At 53.0% G+C, this 19,973-nt stretch carries 16 protein-coding genes; 15 read left to right on the top strand and 1 reads right to left on the bottom strand.

Going from position 1 to position 19,973, the window contains the following annotated elements; genetic code table 11:
• The 5 genes from D1831_RS04305 (at position 1) to D1831_RS04325 (ending at position 5,085) form a co-directional block, all read left to right on the top strand.
• Complete coding sequence (locus tag D1831_RS04305; protein ID WP_125071697.1) at positions 1–750, top strand: Stp1/IreP family PP2C-type Ser/Thr phosphatase; 750 nt, start codon at positions 1–3, stop codon at positions 748–750.
• Complete coding sequence (gene pknB / locus D1831_RS04310; RefSeq protein WP_125071698.1) at positions 747–2,780, top strand: Stk1 family PASTA domain-containing Ser/Thr kinase; 2,034 nt, start codon at positions 747–749, stop codon at positions 2,778–2,780. The genes D1831_RS04305 and pknB overlap by 4 nt, the downstream gene beginning before the upstream one ends.
• Positions 2,781–2,876: 96 nt before the next feature.
• Entirely contained in the window at positions 2,877–3,773 is an 897-nt protein-coding gene (gene rsgA, locus D1831_RS04315; RefSeq protein ID WP_125071699.1) for a ribosome small subunit-dependent GTPase A, read from the top strand.
• A 20-nt stretch (positions 3,774–3,793) separates the two neighbouring features.
• Entirely contained in the window at positions 3,794–4,447 is a 654-nt protein-coding gene (rpe, locus tag D1831_RS04320; protein ID WP_125071700.1) for a ribulose-phosphate 3-epimerase, read from the top strand.
• Positions 4,447–5,085, top strand: a complete 639-nt coding sequence (locus D1831_RS04325) for a thiamine diphosphokinase (protein ID WP_125071701.1) — start codon at positions 4,447–4,449, stop codon at positions 5,083–5,085. Before rpe ends, D1831_RS04325 begins: the two co-directional genes overlap by 1 nt.
• Positions 5,086–5,836: 751 nt before the next feature.
• Here D1831_RS04325 and rpmB read toward each other — a convergent pair.
• A complete protein-coding gene (rpmB, locus tag D1831_RS04330; RefSeq protein WP_057707039.1) occupies positions 5,837–6,022 on the bottom strand; it encodes a 50S ribosomal protein L28 in 186 nt (61 codons plus the stop codon).
• A gap of 237 nt (positions 6,023–6,259) precedes the next feature.
• Between rpmB and D1831_RS04335 the strand changes: the two genes are divergently transcribed.
• The 10 genes from D1831_RS04335 (at position 6,260) to ffh (ending at position 19,911) form a co-directional block, all read left to right on the top strand.
• Positions 6,260–6,622 carry an Asp23/Gls24 family envelope stress response protein gene (locus D1831_RS04335; protein ID WP_057707040.1) on the top strand — a complete coding sequence of 121 codons (363 nt, stop codon included), beginning with the start codon at positions 6,260–6,262 and terminating at the stop codon, positions 6,620–6,622.
• A 36-nt stretch (positions 6,623–6,658) separates the two neighbouring features.
• On the top strand, positions 6,659–8,371 hold the full coding sequence (locus D1831_RS04340; protein ID WP_125071702.1) for a DAK2 domain-containing protein: 1,713 nt from the start codon (positions 6,659–6,661) through the stop codon (positions 8,369–8,371).
• 142 nt (positions 8,372–8,513) lie between these two features.
• Positions 8,514–10,553 (top strand): ATP-dependent DNA helicase RecG, encoded by a 2,040-nt coding sequence (gene recG, locus D1831_RS04345; RefSeq protein WP_125071703.1) that lies wholly within the window; start codon positions 8,514–8,516, stop codon positions 10,551–10,553.
• A 30-nt stretch (positions 10,554–10,583) separates the two neighbouring features.
• Entirely contained in the window at positions 10,584–11,630 is a 1,047-nt protein-coding gene (gene plsX / locus D1831_RS04350; protein ID WP_125071704.1) for a phosphate acyltransferase PlsX, read from the top strand.
• A 38-nt stretch (positions 11,631–11,668) separates the two neighbouring features.
• The gene (gene acpP / locus D1831_RS04355) at positions 11,669–11,914 is read left to right on the top strand and encodes an acyl carrier protein (RefSeq protein WP_125071705.1); all 246 of its coding nucleotides are present in this window, start codon (positions 11,669–11,671) and stop codon (positions 11,912–11,914) included.
• A 153-nt stretch (positions 11,915–12,067) separates the two neighbouring features.
• Positions 12,068–12,772, top strand: a complete 705-nt coding sequence (gene rnc, locus D1831_RS04360; RefSeq protein ID WP_125071706.1) for a ribonuclease III — start codon at positions 12,068–12,070, stop codon at positions 12,770–12,772.
• A gap of 20 nt (positions 12,773–12,792) precedes the next feature.
• Positions 12,793–16,353, top strand: a complete 3,561-nt coding sequence (gene smc, locus D1831_RS04365; protein ID WP_125071707.1) for a chromosome segregation protein SMC — start codon at positions 12,793–12,795, stop codon at positions 16,351–16,353.
• A 21-nt stretch (positions 16,354–16,374) separates the two neighbouring features.
• A complete protein-coding gene (ftsY, locus tag D1831_RS04370; RefSeq protein ID WP_125071708.1) occupies positions 16,375–17,862 on the top strand; it encodes a signal recognition particle-docking protein FtsY in 1,488 nt (495 codons plus the stop codon).
• 231 nt (positions 17,863–18,093) lie between these two features.
• Positions 18,094–18,441: a putative DNA-binding protein gene (locus D1831_RS04375; protein WP_125071709.1), complete on the top strand. Its 348-nt coding sequence runs from the start codon at positions 18,094–18,096 to the stop codon at positions 18,439–18,441.
• Positions 18,442–18,462: 21 nt separating this feature from the next.
• Entirely contained in the window at positions 18,463–19,911 is a 1,449-nt protein-coding gene (gene ffh / locus D1831_RS04380) for a signal recognition particle protein (protein WP_125071710.1), read from the top strand.
• Positions 19,912–19,973: the final 62 nt, after the last annotated feature.

The following is a 19,973-nucleotide window of genomic DNA, read 5'->3' on the forward strand; positions in this document are numbered from 1 at the left end:
GTGGATTTTGCATACCGGTCGGATATTGGCCAACAACGTGAAGAAAATGAAGACTACGTCGGCGTTTTTCAAAATAACGCCGGGATCAATTTTGCCATCGTCGCGGACGGCATTGGCGGCCACCAGGGGGGCGACGTGGCTTCCGAGATGGCGGTCTCGCACATGGGGTACCGTTTTGAAAACACCGATTTTGATCAACCAACGGACGCGGTGAAGTGGCTCGCAAACGAGGTCCAGGACGAAAATCAGCACATCATCGAAAAGGCCCGCGAGTTTTCGGACTTAAAGGGCATGGGGACCACCATGGTGGCGGCCCTGCTTTTTGATAACCAATTTTTAATGGCCAACTTAGGGGACAGCCGCGGCTACCTCTACCGGGACGGCGAACTGCACCAATTGACCGAGGACCATTCACTGGTCAACGAGCTCGTGAAGCGCGGCGAAATTTCCGCGGAACAGGCCCGTAAACACCCCCAGAAAAATATCATTACCCGTACGCTGGGCATTTCGCCGGACGCGGATATTGATACTAAGTTGTTTGAAGCCCAGCCCGGCGACCAGTTATTGCTGTGTTCGGACGGGTTGACTAACATGGTGCCCGATGACCAGTTGGCAACCGTCTTAAAAGCCACGGATCAAACGGCCACGCAGAAGTGCGAAACGCTGATCAAAATGGCTAACGCGGCCGGGGGCTTGGATAACATCACCGCGTTGATCGTGGCGGTAGATGGCGAGGTGGCCGGTAAATGACACCCAACTATACCCTTAGCGGACGGTACCGAATCGTCCGGTCATTAGGTGAAGGTGGGATGGCCAACGTTTACTTGGCGCACGACTTAATCTTAGATCGCGACGTCGCGGTCAAGCTCTTACGTTTAGACTTGCGGGATGACCCGAAAACCATTAAACGGTTTCAACGCGAAGCCTTAGCGACAACCGAATTAGTACACCCGCACATCGTGAGTTTGTACGATATCGGTGAAGAAAACGGCATGCAATACTTAGTCATGGAATACGTGAAGGGCATGGACCTGAAGAACTACATTAAGGAAAATTTCCCAATACCGTTGCAGCAAGTTATTGACATCATGGAGCAGATTTTAAGTGCGGTGGCCACCGCCCACGCGCATAATATTATTCACCGGGACTTAAAGCCCCAAAATATTTTAATTGACGAACAGGGCAACGCTAAGATCACCGACTTTGGGATCGCCGTGGCGTTGTCTGAACATTCGATGACCCAAACCAATACGATCTTGGGCTCGGTCCACTACCTTTCACCGGAACAGGCGCGGGGGAGCATGGCCACTAAGCAGTCCGACATCTATTCGTTAGGCATCATTTTGTACGAAATGCTGACCGGCTCGGTCCCGTTTAAAGGTGAGACCGCGGTCTCCATCGCGCTGAAACACTTTCAAAACGCGATCCCGTCCGTCCGGGACTTTGACGCCGACATTCCTCAGGCCCTCGAAAACGTGGTGCTGTGTGCGACCGCCAAGGACCCGCGCGACCGTTACGCGACCGTGGAAGACATGGCGTCGGACCTATTAACGACGTTATCCAGTACCCGCGTGGGTGAAAAGCGCTTCGTACCGGACGACGTTGGCAACGACGAGACCAAAATCATGCCGAGCGCCGAGATTCAGGCGGCCATTAAGGCTAATCAGGACGGTAAGACGCAGGTCATGCCGCGCAAGACCGCCGCAGAAGCGGATCAGGTCCAACCGAAACCGGCGCCCGCCCAGCCCAAAGAACCAGCCGAGGAACCGGTCCGGCCGACCCGGTCGTGGTCCAAACGCCACCCGTTGCGGCGCCGACTGCTGATCATCGGCACGATCATCTTATTATTAGTTGCGGCAATCGTGATTGGGCTGGAACTCAGCCGACCACAATCAACCACCGTGCCGCGGGTGACCGGCTTATCCCAAGCCGCGGCCACCAAGGTGTTGGCCAAGCGTAACCTGTCCGTGGGGGAAGTGAAGCGGGTCAAGAGTAACCAGGTCGCCACCGGGCAGGTCGTCAAAACCACCCCCGGAACGAAAACCAAGGTCTCAGAGCACGCCCGCATTAATTTGACCATTAGCAGCGGGGCTAAAAAAATGAATTTTGGTAATTACGTCAACGAAAGCTACCGGGACGTGCGCCAAACGTTGAAATCGGCCGGCTTTACGGTTCGTGAACGGTTTAGCACCTCGGACGTGGCCACGGGACAGATCATCAGTCAGGACGTGGCTGCGGGCAGCAGCGTTTTGCCAACGACCACCACGGTGACTTTTACCGTGAGTGCCGGAAGTCGTTACGTCGCCCTCAAGGATCTAACGGGTGAAAGTCAGGCCGACATTACCGATTACGCGCAATCCAACGGGTTAAACGTCAACTTTAAACGCGGTTACTCTTCAGAACAAAAGGCCGGTTACTCGTATGATCAGACCCCCGACGGCGGTGCCGACGTGCGGGCCGGTTCAACGATCACGGTCACGATGTCACGGGGCAGTCAGCCGGAAACGGCCGCGACACCCACCAATTTTTACGTCAAGCTGACCTTACCGTACAAGGCACTAACGCCCACGACGACTCAGGCAAACGACGTCAAAATCTATTTACAAGATGATAATCACGTGCTCGGCACGCTGTACCGGGATCTCGCCATCATGCACGATACGCGGATCAGTTTGCCGTTTGAACTAACCGGTAAGACCAAGGGCCGCTACCGGATCGTACGCAACGGGGTCACCATCAGTGAAAAATTCAACGTGACGAGTCAGGACGCAACAAATTAAAGTAGTAAGTCATGCGCAGGCATGACTTTTTTTGGTACAATGGAGTTAGTTATCCATAAGTGGACCGTACCAAACTAAAAATAAGGTGGTGCTAATTTGAAAATTGGACAAATTCGACAATCGCTAAGCGGTTTTTACGACGTTTACGCCGATGGTCAACTATATCGAACCCGGGCGCGCGGAAACTTCCGTAAGCGTAAAATTACCCCGTTAGTTGGGGACCAGGTGGAGTTTGACAGTACAACGCCGCAGGAGGGCTACTTGCTAAAAGTGTTAGCGCGGCAGACCCAGTTGGTGCGGCCCCCGGTTGCCAACGTTAACTTAGCGGTGGTCGTGACCGCCACGACCAACCAGGAGTTTTCGACCAACTTGTTGGACCGGCAACTGGTGGCTTTAGAGGTGGCCGGCATTCAGGCGGTGCTTTACTTTGCCAAGACCGACCTGCTCGACGACGCGACTTACCAAGAACGGGCCGCTTTAGCGGAGCGCTACCGGCAGATCGGCTACCCGGTCATTATTGACCGGACCGCCTTTTCCGCGACCGCGTTAGCCGCGGTCAAAGCCCAACTAGCCGACCACGTGGCGGTCGTGATGGGCCAGACCGGGGCGGGTAAATCCACGTTATTAAACCACTTGCAACCCGGTTTAGATTTAGCGACCGGTGAAATTTCGCAGGCGCTCAACCGGGGGAAACACACGACCCGTAAGGTTAGTTTGATTCCGGTAGCGGACGGGTTGGTAGCGGATACGCCCGGGTTTTCTTCCTACGAAGTTTTTGACATTGCCGCCAACGAACTGACCCACTTTTTCCCCGAATTTGTGCGGTTAGGTCGGGACTGCAAGTACCGTGGTTGCGTGCACATCAACGAGCCGCAGTGCGCCGTGAAGGCCGCGTTAGCCGCCGGGGACGTGTTGCAAAGTCGCTACGATAACTACTTGCAGTTTTACGAAACCATTAAGAATAAAAAAGTCATTTATAATAAGAAAAAATAATTTAAAGGTGTGTGAAATTAATGATTAAAGTTGCCCCTTCAATTTTGAGTGCGGATTTTGCTAATTTACAACGGGACGTGCAGATGGCGGAAAAGGCCGGCGCGGATTTGTTGCACATTGACGTCATGGACGGCCAGTTCGTACCGAATTTATCCTTTGGGATGAGTACCGTGGCGGATCTACGGCCGGTGACTTCGCTGACCCTGGACTGCCACTTAATGATCGTGGAACCGGAACGTTTCGTGGAAGCCTTTGCGAAGGCCGGCGCGGACTTGATCGGGGTCCACGTGGAAAGCACCAAGCACATTTACCACGTGTTACAACTGATCAAAGCGGCCGGTGCCAAGGCCGAAGTCGTGATTAATCCCGGCACGCCGCTGGACATGGTCAGCGAAGTTTTGCCGTTAGTTGACCAAGTACTGATCATGACCGTTAACCCCGGCTTTGGCGGCCAGCACTTCCTGGAACCAATGGTCGCTAAGATTAAGGCCCTAGACGCTATCAAACGCGAAAAGGGTTATAACTTTGACATCGAAGTCGACGGCGGCATCAACGCCGACACCGTGAAGGCGTGCTACGCGGCGGGAGCCACGGTCGCGGTGGCCGGTTCTTACGTTTACGGGAGTGCCGACCCGGCTGCCCGGATTCAGGACCTTAAAGTGGCGACGAACTAATGACCACGGTAAATTTATTGGTGGGTGGTCCGACTGAGAATTGGCCGGACCATTTAGAAACGTTACCGGGGCCGTGGGTCGGTGCCGACCGCGGGGCGCTTCGACTTGTCAAAATGGGGATTCAACCGGTGATGGTCGTTGGGGACTTCGACTCGATCAGCAGTCGTGAGTTGGCGACGGTCAAGGCCGCGTTAGCCGGTTTGGTGATTGTTAAGCCGGACCAGGACCACACCGACACGCAGTTGGCACTCAAATCCATTTTTGAGCAGCTCGCGCCGGACGAAGTGCACGTGTACGGCGCTACCGGGGGCCGTTTAGACCACTTATTAGCTAACGTGTGGTTAGTCTTGGACCCGTTTTTTCGGCAGTGGGCGCCGCAAATTAAGCTGATCGACCGCCAAAACAGCGTACAGTACTTTTTACCCGGCAGTTACCAGATTCAAAAGGAAGCGGACAAAAAGTACCTGGCGTTCGTACCGCTAATGCCGATGCACCTGACGTTACCGGACGAAAAGTACCAGTTACAAGCGGACCACAACGATTACCCAATTTCGTGGGCCAGCAACGAATTTGTCGGCACCAGCGGCCACTTTAGCTTTGACCAGGGCGTGTTAGCCGTGATTCAAAGTAAAGATTAATAAGTAAAAGGCGACTAAACGCGAAGGTACGCGGTTAGTCGCCTTTTGTTATGGAGTCGCATTTTTTAGTGGTGGTAGGGATCCGGTGCCCTGCGAAGTGCTTGAAATGATCCTTGTGGGCACGTTTTTGAGCTAATCCAAAGGGCGAATCATCTCAAAAAGCGGTCTTGTTGTAAGCCCGCAAACGACGCGGACTAACAACAATTTCACAAGGATATTTCAAAAGTTCTCCGGGCACCTAGTATTGAAGCTCTGAAATTAGTTTGATGGTAAAGGCTAAACGTTAATAAATGGACGAGCAATTCGACGTGGCCACTAGCGTTCAAGTTGTTATCAATGGGAAAATAATTGTGTACGAATATGTGTCGTAGGTATGTTGAAAGGGTACTGTAAGAAGTCTGATTAAAGTAAACAATCTACCAATTTTGATCCTAACGTTTAAAGCTAAAATTGAAGTGGAAGAAGAGGTGCCCGGAGAATTCCGCAAGTTAGCTGTGAAATTGGTGGTAGCTCACGTTTTGGGTAAGCTTACAGCAACGTACCCACAGCTAACTTGCGGGGCTTTCAAAGGGCGCCGGCAACAAAGAAAGCCAAAAAAAATCACCATCCGCATTAACGGGTGGTGGTCCTGCAAGGTGCGGGTAACTAGCCGGTTGAATTATAAACTTTATAAAAGTTGGTGTCGTTAAACCGGATTTTGGGCAACAAAAAACGCCAGTCACAAAAAAATTTGTGGTGGCGGTTTGTTGCGCTAAACGCGCGTTACTTTACCTGATTTCAAAGTCCGAGCTGAAACCCAAACCTTCTTTGGTTTACCATCAACTAAAATGCGAACTTTTTGCAAGTTAGCTTTCCAGCTGCGGCGGCTGTGGTTTAAGGCGTGAGAACGCGTGTTACCAAAGTGCGTCCGCTTACCCGTAACGAAGTCTTTTGCCATGTTGATCTGCCTCCTTCGGTAATCATTGATAAAAGGTCGTTGCTTTATCATTCACTAGAATAATTTATCATAGTTTGATACGCGTTGCAATACATTTCTATCAAGTAATTTTACTTTACTGCTAAATTCCCACGCTGCGGGCTTTGAGAACCCCGTGCGCTTGATTTTTCTTTCATGAACCGTTGTGCTATGATAAACTATCGTAAATGAGCGCGTTAAAACAAGGAGGCTATTTTCATGGCTGTCAAAATCAAAACGCAATTTGGAACAATCGATATCGATAACGATGTCATTGCGACGGTCGTTGGCGGTGCCGCGACGGATAACTACGGGGTTGTCGGCATGGCTAGTCGGAATCAGATTCGTGATAATTTAAATGAAATTTTACGGCGCGAAAATTATGCGCGGGGCGTGGTCGTCCGCCAAGAAGATAACGGTGTGGCGATCGACGTCAACGTGATCGTTAGTTACGGGACCAAGATTTCAGAAGTCTCACGCAATGTCCAAGCCAAGGTCAAATATAATTTGCAAAACATGCTTGGCGTTACGGCCAATTCGGTCAACGTCATTGTCCAAGGTGTGCGGGTAATGAACGACTAAATTGAAGTTGGTGTAAGCCAAGGAGGAATTTTGAAATTGAAAATCACCACGATTACTAATCTTGAATTTGGCAAAATGGTGCAAGCGGCTTCGCAAAAGCTGAACCAACGTGCCGAATTCATTAATTCTTTGAACGTTTTCCCGGTACCCGATGGCGATACCGGTACGAATATGAGTTTATCAATGGCCAGCGGGGCCAAGTACGAACGGGAAGAAACCAGTACCCAGGTCGGTGATCTGGCTTCGGCCCTCGCTAAGGGACTGTTAATGGGTGCGCGCGGGAACTCCGGCGTGATCCTGTCCCAGATTTTCCGCGGCTTTTCTAAAAACGTGGCGGGTAAGGCAACCTTAGACGCTAACGATTTAGCCGAAGCTTTCGCAGCGGGTGCCCAGACGGCCTATAAGGCGGTTATGAAGCCCACTGAGGGAACTATCCTGACCGTCATTCGTGAAGCAGCGGGTGCCGGTAAAAAGGCCGTTAAAACGACCGATGATATTTGTGAAGTGATGACGACCATCGTGGACGCCGCGGAGGCCGCTTTGAAGTCAACGCCGGACCTGTTACCCGTTTTGAAACAGGTCGGGGTCGTGGACTCCGGTGGTCAGGGGCTGACCTTTGTGCTGGAAGCCTTTAGTGATTCCCTCAGCGGTAAAGTCGACGAATCGCAGGACTACGTGCCCGATGACGCCGAAATGGATTCGATGATCGACGCGGCCCACCATCAAAGCGTGCAGGGGAAGCTTGATCCCAACGATATCAAGTACGGTTACTGTACGGAAATCATGGTCCGCATTGGTGACGGTAAGTTGGTCGACCATAAGTTTGACTACGATACCTTCTATAACTACTTAGCTAAATTGGGGGATTCGTTGCTGGTCATTAACGACGACGAAATCGTCAAGGTCCACGTGCATACCGAACATCCCGGTGATGTCATGACTTGGGGCCAACGTTTCGGGGCCCTGATCAAGGTCAAAGTGGACAACATGCGCCTACAACAAGAGACCATCATGGAACACGATAAGGAAGACGCTCAGGCGGAATCCGCCGTTGCGACGGCGGCCGAACCCGCACAACCGCAAATTGACATGCACGGTTACGCGATTATTTCGGTTTCCTCCGGTGACGGGATCGCCAAGCTCTTTAAGGGCTTAGGCGTGACCCACATCATCGCGGGCGGTCAAACGATGAACCCCAGCACGGCGGACATCGTTAAAGCGGTCAATGATAGCGGGGCAAAAAAGGCCTTAGTCTTACCGAATAACAAGAACATCTTCTTAGCGGCGGAACAGGCGGCGGAAGTGGCCGACGTTCCGGTTAAGATCATTCACAGTAAGACGATCTCACAGGGGATGACGGCCATGTTAGCCTTCAACCCGGAAGCCAGCTTGGAAGATAACCAGGCCGAAATGGAAGATACGCTCGATACGGTGGTTAGTGGTCAGGTGACCCACGCCGTTCGTGATACGACCATTGACGGGCTGGAAATCAAGAAGGACGACTACATGGGCTTAGTGGACGGTAAGATCGTCATTACGAACCCGGACCGTGAAACGGCCACGCTCGACATGGTCAAAGCCATGCTGGACGAAGACAGTGAACTCGTCACGATCATTTACGGGGCCGACGCAACTAAGGCCGACGCTGACAAATTATCAGCGGCCGTTCAAAAATTAGACGACGAATTAGAAATTGAAATCCACGAAGGGGACCAACCGGTTTACCCGTTCTTGATTTCAGTGGAATAACTAAATCAAAGCAGCAACGCAGATCGGGGTTGGGCCGTTAGTCCCAGTCCCTTTTTGTGTTTTAGCGGGTGCTTGCATTTTGGTCAGCGTTTCGAGTCTTTGGTATAATTGAAACATAATCTTTCAGAAAGGGCGTGCGAATATGGCACAACAATTAAGTGACGCCGTGGGGAGCCTCAGCGGGGTCGGTCCGGCCCGGCAGAAGGCCTTAGCCGAACTCGGCATCAACACGGTCGCCGACCTCTTAACGTACTATCCCTTTCGTTACGACGATTTACAGGTCAAAGACGTTAACGAGATCGCTGACCAGGAAAAGGTGACCTTAAAGGGGACCGTGGCTTCGGAACCGGTCCTGGCCCGCTTTGGCCGCAAAAAGAACCGCTTGAATTTCCGGTTATTGATCGACCACGACGTTTACATGGTGACTTTTTTTAACCAGCCGTACCTCATGAAACAAATCACGACCGGTCAGCCCATCGCGGTTTACGGCAAGTGGGACGCCAAGCGTAGTAGCTTGACCGGCATGAAGATCATTAACCCCAATAACGCCGACGAAGCGTTTGGGTCGATCTACCCGGCTAGCAAGTCGGTGCGCCAAACCACTTTACAAAAACTCATTAAGCAGGCTTACGACGGTTACGCGGACGTGATTACGGACATCGTGCCGGAACCGCTGCGGGTCAAGTACCGGTTGTTATCGCGCCGGCAGATGATCCACGACATGCACTTTCCGGCTAGTCAGGATGCGTCCAGTGCGGCCCGGCGTTCGGCGACCTACGAAGAGTTTTTACTTTTTCAAATGAAAATGCAGGAACTTAAACAAAGTGACGCGACGACCAACGGTATTGCGATCCACTACGATAACGACCGGCTCAAGGCCTTTATCAAAACGCTGCCGTTTGAGTTGACCCACGCCCAAAAACGGGTCGTGAACGAGATCTGTCTGGACCTTAAGTCACCGCAACACATGAACCGCCTGTTGCAGGGGGACGTGGGCTCCGGGAAAACCATCGTGGCGGCCATCGTGATGTACGCGGCCATTACGGCCGGTTACCAGGCGGCGCTAATGGCGCCCACCGAAATTTTGGCGGAACAACACGCGAATAACCTAGCGAAAGTGTTTGCGGACACCGACGTGAACGTCGCGCTGCTGACGGGTTCCACTAAGCCGGCCGCCCGCAAAACCTTGTTGGCGGCCTTAGCGGCAGGAGAAATCAACCTGCTGATTGGAACCCACGCGCTGATTCAAGACGGCGTGGACTACGCGAACCTAGGCCTAGTGATTACCGACGAACAACACCGTTTCGGGGTCAACCAACGGGCGGCGTTTCGGCAAAAGGGCGGGCAGCCCGACGCGTTGGCGATGACCGCGACGCCGATTCCGCGGACGTTAGCCATCACCGCTTACGGGGAAATGGACGTGTCGGAAATTGACGAACTGCCGGCGGGCCGGCAACCGATCCAAACGACCTGGGTGCGCAGTAACCAAGCTAACTCGGCGTTAAGCTTTGTTCGTCAGCAGATCAACACCGGTTCGCAGGCCTACGTCGTGACGCCGTTGATCGAAGAATCCGAAACCCTGGACGTTAAAAACGCCGAGGCGCTGTCCGCAAACTTGCAGGACTACTTTGGCCCCACCATTAAGGTCGGCTTGCTCCACGGCCGTTTGAAGCCGGAAGAAAAGGACGCCGTGATGGCCGCTTTTAAGGCCGGTGACATCCAGGTGCTGGTTTCAACGACGGTCATCGAAGTCGGGGTCGACGTGAAAAACGCGACAATCATGATGATCTACGACGCGGACCGCTTTGGTCTGGCCCAACTGCACCAACTGCGCGGCCGGGTCGGCCGGGGCAGCAAGGCGTCGTACTGTATTTTAGTCGCCGACCCGAAGAATCAGCAGGGGATCGAACGGATGCAGATCATGACGCAGACGACTAACGGGTTCGTGCTGGCCCAAAAAGATTTGGAATTACGCGGGGCCGGTGACGTGTTGGGCGTCAAACAGTCCGGGATGCCGGTCTTTAAAGTGGGCGATCCGGTGGCCGATTTAAACGTGCTTCAGGTGGCCCAGCAGGACGCCCACGCCATCGTGCAACAACCGGATTGGCAGGATCAACCGGCGTACCAGGCGTTAGCTCAGTACTTAAAAGTAAAATTAGCGGCGGTCGGAACGTTAGACTAGCCGGTCAATACGAGAGGAAATGGTGACAAGATGATCAAAATTGCGATCGATGCCATGGGTGGCGATTACGCGCCCAACGCAGTAATTGAAGGGGTCGAACAGGCCCGCGACTTATTTGAGGACACGGTCTTTTTACTTTACGGCCAGCGCGACGTCATTAACGCCCAGCTTAAAAACCGGGAACGGATCCAAATCATTAACGCCGACGAAGTCATTACGATGGAAGACGAACCGGTCCGGGCCGTGCGGCGTAAAAAGCACTCCTCGATCGTGATGGCGGCCCAGGCCGTCAAGGATGGTCAGGCCGACGCGTTTTTCTCCGCCGGAAATTCCGGGGCCGTCCTGGCAGCGGGGCTGTTTATCGTGGGCCGCATCAAGGGGATCGACCGGCCCGGGTTAGTCACCGCCTTGCCGGTCGTCCGCAACGCCAACCAGTCCAACTTCGTGATGATGGACATCGGCGCCAACGCTGACAGTAAACCGATGAACCTGCAACAGTACGGGGTCTTGGGGACGTACTACGCCGAACGGATGATGCACGCCAAGAACCCGCGGGTCGCGTTACTGAATAACGGGACCGAGGACGACAAGGGTAACAAGGTCCACAAAGCGGCCTTTGAACTCCTGCAACAAACCGCCGACATTAACTTTGTCGGTAACGTTGAATCCCGCGACCTGTTAAACGGGGTCGCCGACGTGGTCGTGACCGACGGCTTTACCGGGAACGCCGTGCTGAAGAGCATTGAAGGCACCGCCCGTTCGATGCTCGGCTTAGTTAAGGACGCCGTTTACAATACCGGGGTCGGCGGCAAGCTGGGGGGACTGTTGCTGAAGAACGGTTTTAACCAGATCCGCTCGCAAATGGACTACTCGCAGTACGGCGGGGCCGTGTTATTAGGCTTACAGGCACCGGTCGTGAAGGCCCACGGTTCCAGCAAGGCGCCGACAATCGTGAACACGATCCGGCAAATTCGGCAGATGGTCAGCACCGACCTGGTTCCCGGGGTGGCGGAATACTTTGCGCACCAGCAGGCAAATCAGCAGGCAAGTGTAGACAAGCCCGACGAAAACGATTAAAATACTTTAGTGAATTCAAGTTAGCGAGGGAGCTCTACATGACAAAAGAAGAAATTTTTAATAAAATTGCGGCCATCATTGCGGACCGCTTCGAAGTTGATCAAAGTAAAGTGACGAACGACATGAACCTCCAGAAGGATCTGGACGCCGATTCCATTGACTTCGTAGAATTTGTGTTGGAATTAGAAGACACCTTTGGGAGCGAAATTTCCGACGAAGACGCCGAAAAGCTTTCCACGGTTGGTGAAGTGGTCGATTACGTGGCTGCGCATCAAGCTAAATAACGGTCACTGACCGTAACTAAAAGCAGGTATCCGATTGGGGTACCTGCTTTTAGTTACGGCCAAACCGCCAGTCTAATAAAATTGTTATTAAGCGCGTAATCATAGTATAATGGTTAATTGTATCGGTATTTTATTTACGAAAGGAAGTTTAACATGATTACAGAATTAGCCGCGATGCTCAAAGACCGTTTCGGGATCGTTTTTAACAACCCCGATTTGTTAGCGGAAGCCTTTACGCAGGCCTCGTACGTCAACGAACATCAGGATCAGAAGTTAAAATTTTACGAACGGGTCGAATTTTTGGGGGATGCCGTCTTGGAACTGGCAGTGTCCGAGTATTTATACAAACGTTATAAAGACATGCCCCAAGGCAAGTTGACCCGCCTCCGGGCCGCAATGGTGTGCGAAGACAGCTTCGCCAGCTTTGCCCGGGAGTGCGGGTTTCCCCAGTACATTCGCTTAGGTAAGGGTGAACAAAAGGCGCGGGCGTGGGAACGGGATTCCCTGCTTTGCGATATTTTTGAATCCTTCGTGGGGGCCTTGTATTTAGACCAGGGCCGCGAACCGGTCTTGAAGTTTGTCCACCAAGTGATCTTCCCTAAACTAGACGAAGGCCGCTTTGACGGGGTCTTTGACTATAAAACGACGCTGCAGGAATACTTGCAACGCGACGGCGACGTGGATATCGATTATCAACTGATCGAACAGGACGGTCCCGCTAACGAACGCTCTTATGAGATCGCCGTTTTGGCCGATGGTAAAAAAATCGGTCAGGGCTGGGGACACTCTAAGAAGGAAGCTGAGCAGAGCGCGGCCCGGCAAGCATACAGCCAATTACAACAAAGTAACGATCAATAATTACAGGAAGTTTGTGTCGAATGCAACTTAAATCATTAGAAATCAGCGGCTTCAAATCCTTTGCCGATAAAACCAAAATTGATTTTCAAGCCGGAATGACCGGCATCGTCGGCCCAAACGGTAGTGGTAAGAGTAACATTATCGAAGCCATTCGCTGGGTGCTCGGTGAACAGGCCGTTAAAAGTTTGCGCGGAACGAAAATGACCGACGTGATCTTTGCCGGTTCGGCGCACCGTAAACCGCTCAACATGGCTAAGGTCACGATCACCTTTGATAACAGTGACCACTTTTTACCACTGGACTACGCGGAAGTCAGCATTACCCGGAAGCTTTTCCGCAACGGCGACAGTGACTATCTAATCAATAACCAAAGCTGTCGCTTAAAGGACATCACCAACCTGATGATCGATACCGGACTGGGTAAGGATTCCTTTTCCGTGATCTCGCAAGGCCGGGTCGAAGCGGTATTTAACGCTAAGCCCGAAGACCGGCGGAGCATCATCGAAGACGTAGCCGGCGTTTTGAAGTACAAAAAGGATAAGCAGACCACCGAAAATAAACTGGCGGAAACCACCGACTATTTGGACCGGGTCAACGACATCATTGCCGAACTCGCACAACAAAAGGGGCCGTTGGAAGAACAAGCCAGTTTAGCCCGTGACTACCAGGACCAAAAACAAAAGTTTGACGACCTGGACCGTTCGCGCCTGGTCAAAAAAATCACCATTGCCCACGATCAATTGGTCACGGTCAACCAAAAACTGACCGGTGCCAAGCAATTGGTCAACCAGTACCAACAACAAGTGGACGCCGGGGCCACGCAGTTAGCCGCGTTAAAGGCCGAACAAGCCAAACAACTGCAACGCAAAGACCAGCTGGCGGCTAAAAACTTGGAACTGACCAAGACGATTGAAAACACGCAAGGTCAACAGGGCGTGGACGCGGAACGGCGGCAAAATCAGCAGGCGACCCAAACCCGGGTGCAAGCTGAACTGGCCACCGCCACCGCGCAACTTGCCAGTTTAACGACGCAACGGAGTGAACTGACGGCCCAGCTCGCCCAGCAAAAAGCACAAATCAAGCAGCTTAAAGCCGCCGTGGCCGAACTAACCACGGCAACCAGCGCCGCCGGTCGGCAACAACTGGCCGACCGCTTGACCGAGTTACGGAACGCCTACGTCGATGAAAAACAGGTCCAAGCCGAACTGAATAACGAGGCGAAGAACCTGGTCAAACAGCACCAGCAGGCCGGAAGTCAAACCGACGCGTTAGCTAACCGGCTCGCCACGGCTCAGGCCAACTTAAAACGGGTCGCGACTACCGTTGACGTGCATAACCGCGAGCAAAGCGACCTCCAAAACCAGGTCAGTCAGCAGCAGGAACACCTTAAGCAACAGCAAGCGGAATTTAAACAAACCGCCGTTAAGATCGACGCGCAGCAGCAGCGCTGGTTTGACGCGGCCGGACTAATGCAACGGGAAAAATCGCGCTTAGAAGCGTTACAGTCCGTGCAGGAACGTTACACGAACTTTTACGCCGGGGTGCGGATGGTGTTACAACACCGGCAGCAGTTTAGCGGCGTGGCTGGGGCAGTCTCCGAACTCCTAAACGTTCCCGGACAATATACTAAAGCGGTCGAAGTTGCGCTGGGCGGCCAGCTCCAAAACGTGGTTTGTGACACCCAGCAGACGGCCAAGGCGGTCGTGAACTTTTTAAAACAAAACCACGCCGGCCGGGCGACCTTTTTGCCCATGGAACGCATCCAGGCCCGGCAGTTACCGGTCAACACGGAACGGGAACTACAACAGCAGGCCGGCGTTTTGGGCATCGCCAGTGAGTTAGTCGACTGTGAACCCCGGCTACTGGCCATCAAGCGCTACTTGCTGGGGACCACCGTGATCGTCGATACGTTGGACCACGCCATGGCGATCTCCCGCACCCGCCGTTTCCGCTGTAAATTGGTCACGGTTGGTGGTGAAACCATCGCGGCCAGCGGGGCCATCACCGGTGGGGCGACCCGCCACGATGACAACGGGCTGCTGCAACAACAGCAATCCGCCGAAAAAATTGCGGCCAACGTGGCGCAAATGCAGGCGGAGTTAGTGACTTATGAACAGGATCTGGCTAGCGCCAAGCAGGCCAACCAGGACCGTTCTTCACAAATTGAAACCAGTCAGCAACGCTTAACGGAGCTAAAGGACCAGTTAAACCAGGTTCAGGCCCAATTACAAGCGGCACAAAGTGAGCAGACCCAGTTGACCCGTCAGGTCAAGGCTCTCGATTACGAGCAACGGCAACGGCATCAAGCCGATGATAGTTACGAAGACCAGGTCGCCCGTAACGAACAGGCCAAAGCCGAAAACGCGGCCAAGCTGAAAACCTATCAGGACCAAATGGCGACGGTGGAACAGCAGCAAAGCGACTACGAAGCTTACCAACAAACGCAGGCCGGAAAACTACAGACCCAACGTGAACAGTTGGTAACGTTACAGGAACGCTGTAAACAGACCCAGAGCCAGTTAGACCAGTGCGCGGCCCAGTTACAAGATCAGACGCGTGCTAAGACCCAGGCCGAAGCTAGCTTGGCGGAAATTCAGGACCACCTGGCTAGTCAACAAATGTCGGTTCAGGAACGGGCGGCCGTGTTACAACGGGCCCAAGCCGACCAAGCCAGCGTGTTAAAGGACCAGGCGGCTTGCGAGCAACGGCTCGGGGACTTGAACGACCAGGTCGAAGACTTATCCGCCCAACAGGTCCGGACCCAGCAATTGGCCGCGGCCGCGACCGACGATTACCGGCGACTGGAACTGAGTCAGACCAAGCTGACCGGGGAAGTTGACCACGCGACCGCCGACCTAGCCGAAAAGTACAACTTGACCGTGGCCGCGGCCCAAGCGAACGTGAGTGACCTTGACTTACCGGCCATTAACGAGCAGCTCAAACTCCTGAAACGGGGGTTGGACGAGATCGGGACGGTCAACTTGGGGGCCATTGAGGAATTTGACCGCGTGAAGCAGCGCTACGATTTCTTGAACACCCAGGCGGTGGACTTGAAAGAATCCAAGGCCCACTTGTTACAAACGATGGCCGACCTCGATACGACGGTCGCCACCCGTTTTAAAACCGCGTTTGACCAGGTTGCGGCGCAGTTTAGCACCATTTTCGTGCAAATGTTTGGCGGGGGCAAGGCCCAGCTGATCTTGACCGATCCGGAGCACCTGCTCACGAGCGGGGTGGACATCATGGCCCAGCCGCCGGGCAAAAAGTTCCAACGGTTAAGCCTGTTGTCCGGTGGGGAACGCGCGTTAACGGCGATCACGCTGTTATTTGCGATCCTCGCCGTGCGGCCGGTGCCGTTCAGTATTTTGGACGAGGCCGAAGCCGCGCTGGACGATGCCAACGTGGACCGTTTCAGTCAGTATTTAAACGATTTTCAAACTGGGACCCAGTTCGTGATCATTACCCACCGGAAGGGGACGATGATGCACGCCGACGTGCTCTACGGGGTAACGATGGAAGAATCGGGGGTCTCAAAAATGGTGTCCGTTTCGTTAGCGGACCTTAAAAATGACCAAAATTAATTTAAAAAGGAAGTGTTCATCATGGGACTATTTAGTCGCCTAAAAAAAGCGTTCAGTTTACCTGAATCTGAAGAATCCCAAGCAACCAGTACGGCGAGCGCGGCCGTTGCCAGTGAAACGAGTCAGGCCAGTACCGGCGTAAGTGCCGCTGCCAGTGCCCAAAGTGAAAGCGACACGACCGTCACCTACGTTGAGAGCGGCCCGGCGAGTGCCACCCCCGTTTCGGCAGCCGCCGAGTCGGAAGCCCCGGTGACGGCTAGTGAGGCGGCGGATGCTTCCCAATCGACCGCCCCGACGAGTGCTACCGCGGAGGTCGTCAGTGCCGCCCCCGTTTCGGAGGCAGTGCCGGTTTCAGCCGAATCCCAAATGACGGCCAGTGAAGCGGTCGCTAAGTCAATTGCGGCGTTAAAAGCCGCGGCTGCTAGTCAAAGCAGTCAACCAGCGCAATCCGCTACCAGCACGGCGGAAGCCACCGTCAGCGAAGCGCCCGTTGAAAGTAAGGCCAGTGAAGCGGTCACGACGACGGGAGATGCAACTACTACAGAACCAGCCAGCGAAACGGAAACTGAGCCCACCGAAGCCGAACGTTACGACCAGGGCTTAAAGAAGTCCCGTAAAACTTTTGGCGACCGGATCAACGCCTTCTTGGCGAACTTCCGGCACGTTGACGAAAACTTTTTTGACGAACTGGAAGACACGCTGATCGAATCCGACGTGGGTTACGAAACTGCCATGCGGATCAGTGACGAACTCCGCGACGAAGTGAAGTTACAAAATGCCAAGAGCAAGAAGGACATTTCCAACGTCATCGTTGAAAAGTTGGTCGACATGTACGGTGAAGCCGGTGAGGGCGAGGATAACTCGATCCACATGGCTAAAAGCGGTCCGACCGTGATCCTGTTTGTCGGGGTCAACGGGGCCGGTAAAACGACGACCATCGGTAAGATGGCCAACATGTACAAGCAACAGGGCAAAAAGGTCCTCTTGGCCGCCTGCGATACGTTCCGGGCCGGTGCCATCCAACAACTCCAGGTTTGGGGTCAACGGGACGGCGTGGACGTCGTTGCGGGACCCGAGAAGAGTGACCCGGCCTCGGTTTGTTTTGACGCCGTTAAGAAGGCCAAGGCCGAAGATTACGACGTGTTGTTTGTCGACACCGCCGGCCGCTTGCAAAATAAGGTCAACTTAATGAACGAGCTGGAAAAAATCAAACGGGTGATTACCCGTGAAATTCCGGACGCCCCGCACGAAGTGTTACTGGTACTAGACGCCACGACCGGGCAAAACGCGTTGACGCAGGCTAAGGAATTTAAGTCCACGACCGCCGTGACCGGGATCGTCTTGACGAAACTCGACGGGACCGCCCGCGGGGGGATCGTTTTGGCCATCCGTAACGAACTGCACCTCGCCGTGAAGTACGTTGGGTTGGGTGAAAAGGTCACCGACCTGCGACCGTTTAACGCCAACGACTTCGTTTACGGCTTGTTTAAGGACGTTATTACGGCTTAATATTAACGGTGTGCGTCCAGTTGATGTTGGGTGGACGCTACAACTCGTCACTAAGATAACTAGCGCGCAAATGACTTGGTTTAGTTTTGAGTCATTTGCGCGCTTTGACGTTTTAGCGCAATCCCTTTCATTTTTTGAGTAAAAATGGCGGCTGAGAGTTGACGAATCCTACTAAAATCGGTAATCTTAACTAGTATGTAGTCTGAGCTTATAAGCGTGAGGAGTCACCGCATGGAAATTGAAAAAAATTACCGGATCAACTCGTTATTTGAGTTTTACGAACCGCTATTAACCAATAAACAAAAAGAGTATATTCAACTGTACTACGGCGACGATTATTCCCTCGGTGAGATTGCGGCCGAATTCTCGGTTTCCCGTCAGGCGGTCTACGATAACATTAAACGGACCGAAAAAATCTTGGAAGGTTACGAGACGAAGCTCAGTTTGTACCACGACTTTGTGGAACGCAATCACGAAGTTGACGCCATTTCGGACTATATCAAGGCGCATTACCACGGCGATGCAACGTTAATTAAGATGATTCAACAACTAGTCAGTTTAGAAGCTGACTCAGAATAATATAAAGGTTAGGTGACACTGATGGCATTTGAAGGCCTAACAGAACGGTTACAAAAGGCAATGACCAACCTCCGGCGTAAGGGGAAGGTCTCGGAAAGCGACTTACGGCAAACGATGCGGGAGATCCGCCTCGCTTTGCTGGAAGCCGACGTTAACTTTACGGTCGTTAAGGACTTTGTCAAGACGGTCCGTGAACGGGCCCTCGGGGCGAAGGTCTTAGAAGGGTTAAACCCCGCCCAACAAATCGTTAAAATCGTTAACGAAGAATTAACGAAAACGATGGGGGAAACGGCGGTACCGTTAAATAAATCACCAAAGATTCCGACCGTGATCATGATGGCCGGGCTGCAAGGGGCCGGGAAAACCACGACCGTGGGAAAACTGGCACTCAAACTTAAGAACGAGCAAAACGCCCGGCCGTTAATGATCGCGGCCGACGTTTACCGGCCCGCCGCGATTCAACAATTGCAACAGGTCGGGCAACAAATCGACGTGCCGGTCTTTGAAATGGGCACTGACGTTGATCCGGTTGAAATCGTCCGGCAAGGGATGGCGCAGGCTAAAGAGAACCATAACGACTACGTCTTCATTGATACGGCCGGTCGGTTACAAATTGACGAACAGTTAATGAACGAACTGGCGAACATCAAGGACCTCGTCCACCCCGATGAGATCCTGTTGGTGATTGATGCCATGACCGGGCAAAACGCCGTCAATACCGCCGAAGGGTTTAATGACAAATTAGACGTCACCGGGGTCGTTTTGACCAAGTTAGACGGGGATACCCGTGGTGGGGCCGCCCTGTCAATTCGGGCCGTGACTGGTAAACCAATCAAGTTCGTTGGTCAGGGTGAAAAGATGACCGACCTCGACGTCTTCCATCCCGACCGGATGGCGGACCGGATCCTCGGCATGGGTGACATGCTGACGCTGATTGAAAAAGCCCAACAACAGTACGATGAAAAGCAAGCCGAAGAAATGAACCTGAAGATCCAGGAAAACACCTTCGACTTTAACGACTTCATCGATCAGTTGGACCAGGTCGACAAGATGGGAAACATGGAAGACATCATGAAGATGATCCCCGGGATGGCAAATAACCCGGCCATGAAGAACTTTAACATGGACCCCAAGGACATCGCCCACGTGCGGGCCATCGTTTATTCGATGACTAAGCAGGAAAAGGCCGACCCGGACCTGTTGAACCCGTCACGGCGGCGTCGAATCGCTGCTGGTTCCGGGCGACCGATTCACGAAGTTAACCGGATGATCAAACAATTTAACCAAACCAAGAAAATGATGAACCAAATGTCGAAGGGGAACTTCTCCGGCATGGAAGGCCTCATGGGTGGCAACGGTGGCGGTATCGGTGGTAAGATGCAGCAGATGGCCATGAAACGGATGGTCCGCCAAACCAAGAAGAAGAAACAAAAGCGGTTGGCGAAGGCGATGCGCCGTCGGAAACGCTAATTTAAAAGATTTTTTAGCCTGTCAAGAAAAAGTCCTTTACAAGCTATGGATTTACTGGTATA

The organism is Lactiplantibacillus garii (assembly GCF_003885105.1).
GTDB lineage: Bacteria > Bacillota > Bacilli > Lactobacillales > Lactobacillaceae > Lactiplantibacillus > Lactiplantibacillus garii.

Coding starts and splice junctions, on each gene's coding strand:
- pknB (WP_125071698.1), top strand. CDS start 747: ATGACACCCAACTATACCCTTAGCGGACGGTACCGAATCGTCCGGTCA.
- rpe (WP_125071700.1), top strand. CDS start 3,794: ATGATTAAAGTTGCCCCTTCAATTTTGAGTGCGGATTTTGCTAATTTA.
- D1831_RS04325 (WP_125071701.1), top strand. CDS start 4,447: ATGACCACGGTAAATTTATTGGTGGGTGGTCCGACTGAGAATTGGCCG.
- rpmB (WP_057707039.1), bottom strand. CDS start 6,022: ATGGCAAAAGACTTCGTTACGGGTAAGCGGACGCACTTTGGTAACACG.
- D1831_RS04335 (WP_057707040.1), top strand. CDS start 6,260: ATGGCTGTCAAAATCAAAACGCAATTTGGAACAATCGATATCGATAAC.
- recG (WP_125071703.1), top strand. CDS start 8,514: ATGGCACAACAATTAAGTGACGCCGTGGGGAGCCTCAGCGGGGTCGGT.
- plsX (WP_125071704.1), top strand. CDS start 10,584: ATGATCAAAATTGCGATCGATGCCATGGGTGGCGATTACGCGCCCAAC.
- acpP (WP_125071705.1), top strand. CDS start 11,669: ATGACAAAAGAAGAAATTTTTAATAAAATTGCGGCCATCATTGCGGAC.
- rnc (WP_125071706.1), top strand. CDS start 12,068: ATGATTACAGAATTAGCCGCGATGCTCAAAGACCGTTTCGGGATCGTT.
- smc (WP_125071707.1), top strand. CDS start 12,793: ATGCAACTTAAATCATTAGAAATCAGCGGCTTCAAATCCTTTGCCGAT.
- ftsY (WP_125071708.1), top strand. CDS start 16,375: ATGGGACTATTTAGTCGCCTAAAAAAAGCGTTCAGTTTACCTGAATCT.
- D1831_RS04375 (WP_125071709.1), top strand. CDS start 18,094: ATGGAAATTGAAAAAAATTACCGGATCAACTCGTTATTTGAGTTTTAC.
- ffh (WP_125071710.1), top strand. CDS start 18,463: ATGGCATTTGAAGGCCTAACAGAACGGTTACAAAAGGCAATGACCAAC.